10 protein-coding genes are annotated in these 11,820 nt (G+C 69.3%); 5 read left to right on the forward strand and 5 right to left on the reverse strand.

What is annotated here, in order from left to right:
* Window positions 1-161: 161 nt before the first annotated feature.
* Window positions 162-2,252 carry a S9 family peptidase gene (locus tag SLW55_RS15825; protein ID WP_295963985.1) on the reverse strand — a complete coding sequence of 697 codons (2,091 nt, stop codon included), beginning with the start codon at window positions 2,250-2,252 and terminating at the stop codon, window positions 162-164.
* Window positions 2,253-2,709: 457 nt separating this feature from the next.
* Here SLW55_RS15825 and SLW55_RS15830 point away from each other — a divergent pair, with 457 nt between their 5' ends.
* Window positions 2,710-3,921 (forward strand): pyridoxal phosphate-dependent aminotransferase, encoded by a 1,212-nt coding sequence (locus tag SLW55_RS15830; RefSeq protein WP_320745380.1) that lies wholly within the window; start codon window positions 2,710-2,712, stop codon window positions 3,919-3,921.
* A gap of 38 nt (window positions 3,922-3,959) precedes the next feature.
* The gene (locus SLW55_RS15835; RefSeq protein WP_226978440.1) at window positions 3,960-4,442 is read left to right on the forward strand and encodes a GNAT family N-acetyltransferase; all 483 of its coding nucleotides are present in this window, start codon (window positions 3,960-3,962) and stop codon (window positions 4,440-4,442) included.
* 162 nt (window positions 4,443-4,604) lie between these two features.
* On the opposite strand, the gene SLW55_RS15840 is transcribed toward SLW55_RS15835, so the two are convergent.
* Both SLW55_RS15840 and SLW55_RS15845 read right to left on the reverse strand, forming a co-directional pair.
* Window positions 4,605-6,710: a prolyl oligopeptidase family serine peptidase gene (locus SLW55_RS15840; protein ID WP_267121987.1), complete on the reverse strand. Its 2,106-nt coding sequence runs from the start codon at window positions 6,708-6,710 to the stop codon at window positions 4,605-4,607.
* Between the two features lie 67 nt (window positions 6,711-6,777).
* Window positions 6,778-7,077 (reverse strand): hypothetical protein, encoded by a 300-nt coding sequence (locus tag SLW55_RS15845; RefSeq protein ID WP_267084164.1) that lies wholly within the window; start codon window positions 7,075-7,077, stop codon window positions 6,778-6,780.
* A gap of 167 nt (window positions 7,078-7,244) precedes the next feature.
* Between SLW55_RS15845 and SLW55_RS15850 the strand changes: the two genes are divergently transcribed.
* Entirely contained in the window at window positions 7,245-7,790 is a 546-nt protein-coding gene (locus SLW55_RS15850; RefSeq protein WP_267084229.1) for a lipocalin family protein, read from the forward strand.
* Between the two features lie 243 nt (window positions 7,791-8,033).
* On the forward strand, window positions 8,034-8,450 hold the full coding sequence (locus SLW55_RS15855) for a helix-turn-helix domain-containing protein (RefSeq protein ID WP_043094676.1): 417 nt from the start codon (window positions 8,034-8,036) through the stop codon (window positions 8,448-8,450).
* A gap of 97 nt (window positions 8,451-8,547) precedes the next feature.
* Here SLW55_RS15855 and SLW55_RS15860 read toward each other — a convergent pair whose 3' ends face one another.
* Window positions 8,548-9,519, reverse strand: a complete 972-nt coding sequence (locus SLW55_RS15860) for a YafY family protein (protein ID WP_010341069.1) — start codon at window positions 9,517-9,519, stop codon at window positions 8,548-8,550.
* 180 nt (window positions 9,520-9,699) lie between these two features.
* Between SLW55_RS15860 and SLW55_RS15865 the strand changes: the two genes are divergently transcribed.
* On the forward strand, window positions 9,700-10,494 hold the full coding sequence (locus SLW55_RS15865; RefSeq protein WP_017907670.1) for a DUF481 domain-containing protein: 795 nt from the start codon (window positions 9,700-9,702) through the stop codon (window positions 10,492-10,494).
* Window positions 10,495-10,872: 378 nt separating this feature from the next.
* Here SLW55_RS15865 and hemC read toward each other — a convergent pair whose 3' ends face one another.
* Complete coding sequence (gene hemC / locus SLW55_RS15870) at window positions 10,873-11,796, reverse strand: hydroxymethylbilane synthase (protein WP_320745381.1); 924 nt, start codon at window positions 11,794-11,796, stop codon at window positions 10,873-10,875.
* Window positions 11,797-11,820: the final 24 nt, after the last annotated feature.

Genomic DNA, 11,820 nt, shown 5'->3' on the forward strand with positions numbered 1-11,820 from the left:
TCTCGCGCGGTGATTCCGCCCACCGTGGGAGCGGCTTCAGCCGCGACGTGTGAAGCCACAGGCCATCCGCCATCCAACCAAACATCGGGATGGGCCGGCCTCACGCCAGCCGCCCCACCTGGGCATCGGCCAGCCCGCAGGCCGGCCGATGCGTGCGGCCCTCACTTGGACGGTTGCTCCACGCCCAGCTGGTCCAGCATGAAGGCATAGGACTCGGCCATTTCGCGGTAGCGACGGAAGCGGCCGGACTTGCCGCCGTGGCCGGCTTCCATGTTGACGCGGAACACGATCGGCTGGCTGCCGGTGTCGTTCTCGCGCAGCTTGGCCACCCACTTGGCCGGTTCCCAGTACTGCACCTGCGAGTCCCACAGGCCGGTGCCGACGTACATCGCCGGGTAGGCCTGGCGGCTGACGTTGTCGTAGGGAGAGTAGCTGAGCATGTAGTCGTAGTACGCCTTCTGCTCCGGATTGCCCCACTCGTCGTACTCGTTGGTGGTCAGCGGGATGCTCGGGTCGAGCATGGTGGTGACCACGTCCACGAACGGCACCTGCGCCACCAGCACGCGGTAGTCCTTGGGCGCCATGTTGGCCACCGCGCCCATCAGCAGGCCTCCGGCGCTGCCGCCGGCCGCGGCGACGCGATCCGGGGCGGCGTAACCCTGCTGCACCAGGCCGCGGGTGACGTCGATGAAGTCGTTGAAGGTGTTCTTCTTGTGCAGCAGCTTGCCCTGGTCGTACCAGTCGCGGCCCATTTCCTGGCCGCCGCGGATGTGCGCGATGGCGTAGACCACGCCACGGTCGAGCAGGCTCACCACCGGCAGGTTGAACGCCGGATCGGTGGACATGCCGTAGCTGCCGTAGGCGTACTGGTACAGCGCGGCGCTGCCGTCCTTCTTGAAGCCCTTCTTGTAGACCAGCGACACCGGCACCTTGACCCCGTCGCGCGCGGTCACCCAGACGCGCTCGGTCTGGTACTTGCTGGCGTCGTAGCCGATCACCGGCTGCTGCTTGAGCAGCTTGCGCTCGCCGGTGCGGGTGTTGAGTTCGTAGGTGGTGGCCGGGGTGGTCAGCGAGGTGTAGCTGTAGCGCAGCCACGGCGTCTCCGGTTCGGCATTGATCGACAGGCCCATCGAGTACGCCGGCTCGTCGGCCTTGACGTATTCCTCCTTGCCGTCGGCGAAGTGCAGGCGGATCCGCTCCAGGCCGTCGGAGCGCTCGGCGATGGCGGTGAAGCCGTCGAACAGTTCGAAGCCGTCGATGAACACCTTTTCGTCGTAGGGCAGCCAGCTCTGCCACTGGTCGCGCGAGGTAGCACCATCGGGCGCGGTCATCAGCGCGTAGTTCTTGGCCTTCCAGTTGGTGCGGATCACCCAGCGGCCGTCGAAATGATCGGCGTGGTACTCGACATCGCGCTCGCGCGGCGCCAGCACGGTGAAACGCTGCGGATCGGCGGCCGGCGCATAGCGCTGCTCGGAGGACACGGTGCTTTCGACGCCGATGACGATGTACTTGTCGTCGCGGGTGCGGCCCACGCCCATGTAGAAGCTGTCGTCCTTCTCCTCGTACACCAGCGCGTCCTGCGCGGCGGGCGTGCCGAGCACGTGCTTCTTGACCCGCACCGTCAGCAGCGTCTCCGGGTCGTTCTCGACGTAGAACAGGGTCTTGTTGTCGTCGGCCCAGACCACGTCCGGCGACACGCCGGGGATACGGTCGGCATAGACCTCGCCAGTGTCCAGGTTCTTGAAGCGCACCACGTACTGGCGGCGGCCGACGTCGTCCTCGGTCCAGGCCAGGATGCGATTGTCCTGACTGACCGCCGCGTCGCCGACGCTGAAATAGCCCTTGCCGGCGGCCATGGCGTTGACATCGAGCAGGATCTCCTCCGGTGCCTCCATGCTGCCCTTGCGGCGCGCCTGGATCGGGTAGTCCTTGCCGCTCTCGTAGCGGGTGTAATACCAGTAGCCGCGCTCGCGGTACGGCACGCTGCTGTCGTCCTGCTTGATGCGGCCGACGATCTCCTCGTACAGCCGGTCTTCCAGCGGCTGCAGCGGCTTCAGCACCTGATCGGCGTAGGCGTTCTCGGCGTTGAGATAGGCCAGCATCTGCGGGTTCTTGCGCGCGTCGTCGCGCAGCCAGTAGTAGGCGTCCTGGCGAACGGCGCCGAACGGCGCCTTGACCGCGTGCGGCTGCTTGGCCGGATGCGGCGGGGTCGCCGCGGCGGCGGAGGCGGAGGAAGCGAAGGAGGCGGTCATGAGCAGGACGAGGCTCGCTAGCAAGGGGCGGTGAGGCATTTAATGGGGCTCCGGCGGCGGTAACGCAACGGGACGCGCCGCCTTGGCCGGGCGGCGGCAGCGGGCGGGCGCCGCGCAGTGCCGGCCGAGTCTCCCTGCAACGCTGCGCCGTGGCAAGCGTGCCGAGGCAGTGCAGCCTGCGACGCAGGGCAATCGGCGAGCCGTGGTGCCGCGATGGCATCGCGGCGGGCAGCCGTGGCCAGCGAAGCCGAATGGCGCCGCATCGCACCGCACACGACCGATCACCAGGAAAGCAACGCCAGATGCACGGGGGTGCACGGCCCCGACCCACGCCCGATTCGCCCAGGCCCAGCGCCCATCTCGGGTCACGCCGCCACAGCCACCGCGCAATCTGCCGGACCTCGCCGACTGGACGCGGCTAACACGCTCGGGAACACGCTCCTCTATCATCGGCCGCATGGCTTCCCATCCTGGCGACACCCTCAGCGCCTCGCCCGCCGCCCCCGGCTACAGCCGGCGCAGCCGCGAGATCGAACCCTTCCACGTCATGGCCTTGCTGGCCCGCGCCAACGAACTGGAACAGGCCGGCCACGACGTGATCCACCTGGAAATCGGCGAGCCGGACTTCACCACCGCCGCGCCGATCGTCGCCGCCGGCCAGGCCGCGCTGGCTGCCGGCCATACCCGCTACACCGCCGCGCGCGGCCTGCCCGCCCTGCGCCAGGCGCTGGCGGACTTCTACCGGCAGCGCCACGACGTCGACCTGGACCCGGCGCGCATCCTGATCACCCCCGGCGGCTCCGGCGCGCTGCTGCTGGCCAGCGCGCTGCTGGTCGATCCCGGCCGCCACTGGCTGATGGCCGACCCCGGCTACCCGTGCAATCGCCATTTCCTGCGCCTGGTCGAAGGCGCCGCGCAGTTGGTGCCGGTCGGCCCGGACAGCCGCTACCAGTTGACCCCGGAGCTGCTGCAGCGGCACTGGAACGCGGACAGCGTCGGCGCGCTGGTGGCCTCGCCGGCCAACCCCACCGGCACCGTGCTGTCGCGCACCGAACTGGCGGCGCTGTCGCAGACGCTGCACGCCCGCGGCGGGCACCTGGTGGTGGACGAGATCTACCACGGCCTGAGCTACGGCATCGACGCGCCCAGCGTGCTGGAAGTCGACGACGACGCCTACGTGCTCAACAGTTTCTCCAAGTACTTCGGCATGACCGGCTGGCGCCTGGGCTGGCTGGTGGCGCCGCGCGCGGCAGTGCCGTCGCTGGAGAAGCTGGCGCAGAACCTGTACATCAGCGCGCCCAGCATCGCCCAGCACGCGGCGCTGGCCTGCTTCCTGCCGGAAACGCTGCAGATCCTGGAAGCGCGCCGCGCCGAATTCGCGCAGCGCCGCGACTACCTGCTGCCGGCGCTGCGCGCGCTCGGCTTCCGCATCGACGTCGAACCGGAAGGCGCGTTCTACCTGTACGCCGACGTGTCGGATTTCACCGACGACGCGCAGGCCTTCTGCGCGCACTTCCTGGAAACCGAGCACGTCGCGTTCACTCCGGGCGTGGATTTCGGCCGCCATCGCGCACGCCAGCACGTGCGCATCGCCTATACCCAGAGCCTGCCGCGGCTGCAGGAGGCGGTAGCGCGGATCGCGCGCGGGCTGGAGCGCTGGGCGCGCTGAGGCGACCAGCGGCGGGGGAGACGCGAGTGAAGCCAGCCTTGCTCATCTATCGCGAAGCCATCGAATCCGATCTGGCTGCCATCTGCGCGCTCGGCGAGGAAGTGAACGCTGTCCACCATGACGCGTTTCCCCACATCTTCGCCGGCCCGGGCGAGGCGGACCGCGACGTGGCGCACTGGAAGCGCAGCATCGGCCAGGACAATGCCACCACCATCGTCGCCGAAGCGCAGGGCGTCCTCGTCGGTTTCGTCACGGTCGGCATGGTGTCGGAATCGCACTCACTGCTGCAGCCCATGCGCTTCGGCCGGGTGGGCAGCGTGGGCATCACCCAACGCCATCGCGGCCAGGGGATCGGCCCGGCGCTGATGCAGCGTGCGCACGAGTGGGTGGCGCTGCGCGGCGGTGTCGAAATGCGCCTGAATGTCTGGGCCTTCAACACCCACGCACTGCACGTTTACGAAGAACTGGGTTATGAAGTCCGTTCGCTGACCCTGGTCAAGTCGTTGGCCGACGGGGCCTGAGCACCCGCTGCGGCGACGACCTGAGATCACCTTGAGAACGCGGACAATGCCGGCGCGATCGCGACGCAACGCGACGCATTGCGCGCAGGCTCGACCGCTCATTGGATGGCGCGCCAGGCCAGGAGATGGTCCGCGCCCCAGCCGGGACGCGGACCACACCACTCACTTGGACAGCCGCTCCCACAGGAAGCTGTACGCCAGCGCCTGCATGTGCGCAGCTTGCGCATTGTTGGCCGCGCCGCCATGACCGCCTTCGATGTTCTCGTAGTAGGTCACGTCTTTGCCGGCGTCGATCATCTTCGCCGCCATCTTCCGCGCATGGCCCGGATGCACGCGGTCGTCGCGGGTCGAGGTCAGGAAGATCACCGGCGGATAGGTCTTCTTCGGGTCGAACAGGTGGTACGGCGAGAAGGTCTGGATGAACTTCCAGTCGTCGGTGTCCGGGTTGCCGTACTCGGCCATCCACGAGGCGCCGGCCAGCAGGTGGCTGTAGCGCTTCATGTCCAGCAGCGGCACCTGCACCACCACCGCGCCGAACAGCTGCGGGTACTGCATCAGCATGTTGCCGGCCATCAGCCCGCCGTTGCTGCCGCCCTGCACGCCCAGGTGCTTGGCCGAGGTGATCTTGCGCGCGACCAGGTCCTGCGCCACTGCCGCCATGTCCTCGTAGGCCTTGTGCCGGTTCTGCTTCAGCGCCGCCTGGTGCCAGCGCGGACCGTACTCGCCGCCGCCGCGGATGTTGGCCAACGCGTACACGCCGCCCTGGTCGAGCCAGGCGCGGCCCAGGCTGCCGGAGTAGAACGGGGTCATCGAGATCTCGAAGCCACCGTAGGCGTACAGCAGGGTCGGCGCGCTGCCGTCGGCCTTGAGCTGCTTGGGCCGGACCAGGAAGTACGGCACCTTGGTGCCGTCCTTGGACACCGCGAAGTGCTGCTCGATCTCGTCCTTGGACGCGTCGAAGAAGCTCGGCATCGCCTTCAGCGTCTCGATGCTCTTCGGCCCGCGCTGCACGTCGGCCAGCATCAGCGTGGTCGGGGTCAGGAAGTCGGTGGAAGTCAGCCACACCTGGTCGTTCTCGTCGGCATCGACCGCATCGACGCTGGTGCTGCCGAAGGCCAGGTCGCCGACCGGGAACGCTGCACGCGCCCATTCGCCCTCGCCCGGGGTCAGCACCCACAGGCGGCTCTTGACGTCGTCGAGCACGTTCAGCACCAGCCGCGACTTGGTCCAGGCGAAGGACGCCAGCGACGCGGTCTCGGTGGGCGTGAACAGCACCTGGAAGTCGCGCTTGCCGGCCATGAAGTCGTCGAACCTGGTCACCAGCAGCGCACCGGCCGGGTAGGTCGTGCCGCCCACCGTCCACGGATCGCGCAGTTCCAGGGTCAGCCACTGGCGGTGCACGCCCTTGTTGGCCGAGTTGGGCACGTCGATCTTGGTCAGGCGGCCGTCGGCGCCGCGCAGGTACATCTCGTCGTTGTAGAACGCCAGCGTGCGGCTGACGAAATCGCGCTCGTAGCCGGGCGTATCGTCGTGCATCGCGGCGATGTACATGTCGTCCGGCTTGCCCTCGTAGACCAGGGTGGCGCTGGTCATCGGGGTGCCGCGCTTCCACTGCTTGACGATGCGCGGGTAGCCGGAGCTGGTCAGCGAGCCGGGGCCGAAGTCGGTGTACAGGTAGACGGTGTCGGCATCGATCCAGCTCAGCCCGCCCTTGGCCTCGGGACGGAAGAAGCCGTCCTTGATCCACTGCTTGGTGCTCAGGTCGAACTCGCGGGTGACGTCGGCGTCGGCGCCGCCGCGCGACAGCGCGATCAGGCAGCGGCGGTACTCCGGGCGCAGGCAGTTGGCGCCATGCCACACCCAGTTCTCGCCCTCGGCCTTGTTCAGCGCGTCCAGGTCCAGCACCGTCTCCCACTTCGGCTCGGGCTTGCGGTACTCGTCCAGGGTGGTGCGGCGCCACAGGCCGCGCTCGTGGGCGCGGTCCTTCCACAGGTTGTAGTAGTACGGGCCGATCTTCTGCACGGCCGGGATCTTGGCGTCGGAATCCAGCACCTCGCGGATGCCGGCCTCGCGGGCCTTGAAGGCGGGGGTCTCGGCCAGCCGCGCCTCGGTCTTGGCGTTCTGCGCCTTGACCCAGTCCAGCGCCTTGGTGCCGGTGACGTCTTCGAGCCAGGCGTAGGGGTCTTGGGGCATCGCGGTTTCCTTGGCCGCGGCGGTGCCGGCGGCGAGCAGGCCGGCGATCAGGCAGGCGTGTGCGAGTGAGGACATGTTCGGATCCGTGGAAGGACAGCGCCGCACCGTAGCACGCAGCATCGCCGCCCTCCCCTGCCGAAGGTCAGGCCGGGCGTGCGGTCCGCAGCGCCGGCCGGCGCCGCCGCGCCTGCACCCGCGGGCGTGCCCGCCACTGTCCCCACAGGCGCCGCAACGGCGGCAGCGGGAAGCGGTGCAAGGCCCACCAGGCGCTCAGCGGCATGCCCAGCAACCACAGCGGCCGCCAGCCCAGCCACTCGCTGTGGCCGCGCGCGGCCGGCCATACCAGGACCAGGGCCAGCCCGGCCAGGATCGCCTGGCGCAGCAGGCGGCGCAGGCCCGGGTGCGGGACGTGGGTGCGCGGGGAGGACGGAACGATCGGCATGACGGCGGCTCCTGGAAGTCGAGGCGCGCAGGTTGCCGCCGCGACATCTCAGGGGCTGCGACGCACCATTGACATGGCGCACGCGCATACTTCACCGGCGTTCGCCCTTCGCCCCGGAATCTCCTATGCGCCTGCTCTCCCTGTTCGCTTCCGTGCTGCTGCTGGGCATGGCCGTCCCGTTGCCGACGGCCCGGGCCAAGGCGCCGGACCCGGAGCAGGAGCCTGCGCAGCCGCCGATCGACCTGCAGCGCTTCATGGGCCGCTGGTACGTGATCGCCCACATCCCGTACTTCGCCGAGCGCGGCCACGTCGCCAGCAGCGACGAGTACACCCTCCAGGAAGACGGCAAGATCGCGGTGCGCTACGAGTACCGCAACGGCTTCGACGAGCCGGTCAAGGAGCTCAACTCGCGCGCTACGGTCAAGGAAGGCACCGGCAACCGCCGCTGGACCACCTGGTTCTTCAGAATGGTGCCCACCAAGTACCGCATCCTGGAAGTGGCGCCGGACTATTCCTGGGCGCTGATCGACTATCCGGGCCGCGATCTGGCCTGGGTGTTCGCGCGCTCACCGAACATGAGCCACAAGCAGTACCGCGAACTGGTCGACAAGCTGGACCACCAGTACGGGGTCAACATCGACAAGCTCAAGCGCGTGGCGCAGCGCCGCGACCAGGTCGGCAAGCTCGGCTTCGAAGTGCCGAACAAGCCCTGAAGCGGTTCCCGTCGCAGCCGGCTGCGACGCGGACGACCCGATCCGCATTGCGCTGGGCCGGCGCGCGCCGCGCGCCCGTGTGCCGTTCGGGCCACATCAGGCCCCTTACTGCGACCATCCAACGCCGCCACGCCGCCGCACCGCGCGTGGTCTGCACCGGCACCACGATCATCCTTCGCTCAGCGAAGCACCCGGCGCGACCCGTATGATCGGGGCGCCCTCCCCCACAGACAGGTGCACCGCTTGGCCAGCGTCCTCTCCGAACCTCTCGACGAAGCACCGCGCGGCTGCGCGGACACGACCCAGCTGCGCGGCCAGGTGTTCGCGCAGAACTGCCCGTCCCGGGCCGTGCTCAGCCACGTCACCAGCCGCTGGGGCGTGCTGGTGCTGGTGGCGCTGCGCAAGGGCACCCATCGCTTCGGCGATCTGCGCCGCAGCCTGGAAGGAGTCAGCGAAAAGATGCTGTCGCAGACCCTGCAGGCGCTGGAAGCGGACGGCCTGGTGCAGCGCACCGCCTACCCGGTGGTGCCGCCGCACGTGGAGTACGACCTGACCCCGCTCGGCGAGGAAGCCGCGGCGCATGTGCACGCGCTGGTGGACTGGATCGAGCGCAACATCGGCGTGATCCTCGGCGGCGGCGCGCCGCTGGATGCGGCGTAGGCGTCGACCTCCAGGCTGCGACACGCATTGGCGGTAAAGCCGCGGTCGCGGCTGGAGCAGCTCCCACGCGGGCTATCGCAGCGCGCGCGGCGACGCCTCAGTCGTCGCTGTAATTGCTCAGCGCCAGCGACAGCAGCGCCTTGGCCTGCTCGCGCAGCGAGCGCGGCTCGACGATCTCCGCATCCGAGCCGTAGTGCAGCACGTCCATCAGCAGTTCGCGCGAGACGCTGTAGGGCACCTTCAGTTCGTAGCGGCCATCGGCCAGGAACCGGCCCTGCTGCTTGGAATGCCAGTGCTCGTCGGCGACCCAGCGCGCGGCCTTGGGGCTGAACACGATGGTGGCCCAGCCCTTGGGCGCGCCGGAGAAGATGCCGTAGCTGGCCGCCAGCTGCGAATCCAGTTCGGCGTCGGCCACGTCCTGCGCCGGCTGGTCGAGCAGGCGCGCGTGGTTGATGCGGTCCACCGCGAAGCTGCGCACCGCGTCGCGGCCATGGTCCCAGGCGTCCAGGTACCAGTTGTCGCGGTAGTGGGTGATGCGCTGCGGCGACACCGTGCGCTTGGTCGATTCGTCGGTGGAGCGGGCGCGGTAGTCGAAGGACAGGCGCTTGCGCTCCAGCACCGCCGAGGCGACGGTGCGGAAACTGGCTTCGTCGAGCTTGCGGCCGCGGTGCGGGATCACCCGCACCCGCTCCACCGGCCAATGGGTCGCCCCGGCCTGGGCGGCGAGCAGGCTTTCGATGCGCTGCTGCAGCGGCGCCAGCACCGAGGACAGCACCCCGCCGCCGGTGCGCGCCAGCAGTTGCTGCGAGGCCAGCAGCGCGTGCAGCTCTTCCGAACTCAGCCACAGGCCCGGCAGCTCGAAACGGTCGCTCTCCCCCGACTCGTAGCGGAAGCCGGCCTCGCCGTCGCCCTCCACCGGCGCCATCAGCGCATCGCGCAGGAAGGCCAGATCGCGGTAGACGGTGGCGCGGGAGCAACCCAGTTCGTCCTGCAGCCGCGCCACCGTCACCGGGTAGCGTGCGGACTTGAGCAGGCGGTGCAGTGCGTTGATGCGTTCGTAGCGGTCCATGGCCCCGATTATGTCTGAGTCGACGGCGGAAAACGCCTGCCTGGCGCGGCAGCCGGCTGCGCGCCCGAACCGCCGATGAAGCCGGCGTCCGGGGCCGGCCAGGGTGTCATGTGGATCCGGTATGATGAAATCGTTTCCATTTCGTTAGCCGAAGGCTGCGTCCTCATCCCCGGAGAAGCCATGTCCCGCCGTGCCACCCTCGTATCCGCCATCGCTTTGTTGCTGCTGAGCACGTCCCCGGCCTGGGCCGCCGACGTCGCCACCTCACCGACAGCCACGGACCCGGCCAGTTCGCCGTGGAGCGGATCGGGCGAACTGGGCTTCGCCTCCTCGCACGGCAACAGCACCAACGAAAGCCTCAACGGCCGGCTCAAGGGCCAGTACGTGGACGGCGACTGGATCCACAGCCTGGACCTGCTCGCCCTGCACGCCAGCGCCGAGTACACCGACACCAATCCGGACGGCACCACCTCGCGCAAGCGCCAGACCACCTCCAACCGCTACACCGGCAGCGCCGGCAGCGCGCTGCAGCTCGGCGAGCACCGCCAGCTGACCGCCTCGTTGCGCTACGAGCGCGACGACTTCGCCACCTACGACCGCCTGGCCACGATCGGCATCGGCTACGGCACCCGGATCATGGACGGCGACCGCCGCAGCATCGACGTGCAGATCGGTCCCGGCGTGCGCCGCGCCCACGACGTGGTCGAGGACCGCACCGAAACCGGCCTGATCGGCCGCGGCCTGGTCGACTTCAAGTACGGCCTGACCAGCAACACCGAACTGGGCAACACCCTGCTGGTCGAATCCGGCGCGTACAACACCTTCGCGCAGAACGACCTGGGCATCTCGGTGAGCATGAACGAGCGTCTGGCGCTGAAGGCCGGCTGGCAGGCGCGCTACAACAGCGACGTCAGCGACGACAAGAAGAAGACCGATACCTTGACCACGATGAACCTGGTCTACAAGTTCAAGTGAGCCGGGATTGGGAGTCGGGAGTCGGGATTGGGGAAAGGCGGCGCGTCGCCTCGCGACGCCGCAGGGCTGAACCGTTGATTCGCTTCTCGCAGGAACCGCTGCAGCCGCGCCCCGCCAGCACGGCACGCAATGGCGTTGGCGCGCAGGGACCAATGCACCTCACCTGCAGGAGCGGCGTCAGGCGCGGCAGGCTTTCCCGGTAACGCCTATCGCGGCTGCAGCCGCTCCCCCACGCGCGCAACCGGCACTGCCGGGATCTGCACTGTGGGAGGGACTTCAGTCCCGACGACGGAGGGTGTCAATCCGCTTTCGGCTTCGCTTGTCGCGGCTGCATGACAGGTGCCCCCCCACCGTCGCTGGCGCGGACTGCGCACGCCCTCAGGCCGGCAGGTCGACATCCAGCAGTTCGCGAGCGCCGGCACCCAGCAGGGCCTCGGCCACGGCCTGGCCCAGCGCCTGCGGATCCTGCGCACTGCGCTGCAGGTCGGCGCGCACCAGGCGCCCGTCGGCGACGCCGCCGACCAGGCCCTGCAACAGCAGGTCCTCGCCGCGCCATTGCGCGAAGGCCGCCACCGGCACGTGGCAACTGCCGTGCAGGGCGCGGTTCATCGCCCGCTCGGCCTCCACGCAGGTGCGGGTCGGGGCGTCGTCCAGCGCGGCGAACAATGCCAGCGCGTCGCTGGCGTCCTCGCGGCATTCCACCGCGATGGCGCCCTGCGCCGGGGCCGGCAGCCAGTCCGGCGCCTGCAGGCGCTGGGTGATGCGCCCCTCCAGGCCCAACCGCTGCAGGCCGGCGCAGGCCAGCACGATGCCGTCGTAGCCGCCGTTGTCGAGCTTGGCCAGGCGCGTGTTGACGTTGCCGCGCAGGTCCAGCAGTTCCAGGTCCGGGCGCCGCGCGCGCAGTTGCGCCTGCCGCCGCAGCGAGGAGGTGCCGACGCGCGCGCCGAGCGGCAGCGCGTCCAGCGAGGCGTAGAGGTTGGAGATCAGCGCATCGGCCGGATCGGCGCGCGGCAGGATCGCCGGCAGCACGAACGGCGGATCCAGCTCCATCGGCACGTCCTTGAGCGAATGCACCGCGCAATCGGCCTCGCCGCGCAGCATCGCCAGCTCCAGTTCCTTCAGGAACAGGCCCTTTCCGCCGATCGCCGCCAGCGAGCGGTCCAGGACTTCGTCGCCGCGGGTGCTCATCGGCACCAGCACCACGTCCAGGTGCGGGTGCGCGCGGCGCAGGCAGGCGGCGACATGCTCGCTCTGCCACAGGGCGAGCGGACTCTTGCGGGTAGCGATGCGCAGGATCTTCATGCGCGCATTATCGCGGAAAGCCGC

It is taken from the genome of Xanthomonas sp. LF06-19 (genome assembly GCF_034105425.1).
Classification (GTDB): domain Bacteria; phylum Pseudomonadota; class Gammaproteobacteria; order Xanthomonadales; family Xanthomonadaceae; genus Xanthomonas_A; species Xanthomonas_A sontii.

Coding starts and splice junctions, on each gene's coding strand:
- SLW55_RS15825 (WP_295963985.1), bottom strand. CDS start 2,252: ATGACCGCCTCCTTCGCTTCCTCCGCCTCCGCCGCCGCGGCGACCCCG.
- SLW55_RS15830 (WP_320745380.1), top strand. CDS start 2,710: ATGGCTTCCCATCCTGGCGACACCCTCAGCGCCTCGCCCGCCGCCCCC.
- SLW55_RS15840 (WP_267121987.1), bottom strand. CDS start 6,710: ATGTCCTCACTCGCACACGCCTGCCTGATCGCCGGCCTGCTCGCCGCC.
- SLW55_RS15845 (WP_267084164.1), bottom strand. CDS start 7,077: ATGCCGATCGTTCCGTCCTCCCCGCGCACCCACGTCCCGCACCCGGGC.
- SLW55_RS15850 (WP_267084229.1), top strand. CDS start 7,245: ATGGCCGTCCCGTTGCCGACGGCCCGGGCCAAGGCGCCGGACCCGGAG.
- SLW55_RS15860 (WP_010341069.1), bottom strand. CDS start 9,519: ATGGACCGCTACGAACGCATCAACGCACTGCACCGCCTGCTCAAGTCC.
- SLW55_RS15865 (WP_017907670.1), top strand. CDS start 9,700: ATGTCCCGCCGTGCCACCCTCGTATCCGCCATCGCTTTGTTGCTGCTG.
- hemC (WP_320745381.1), bottom strand. CDS start 11,796: ATGAAGATCCTGCGCATCGCTACCCGCAAGAGTCCGCTCGCCCTGTGG.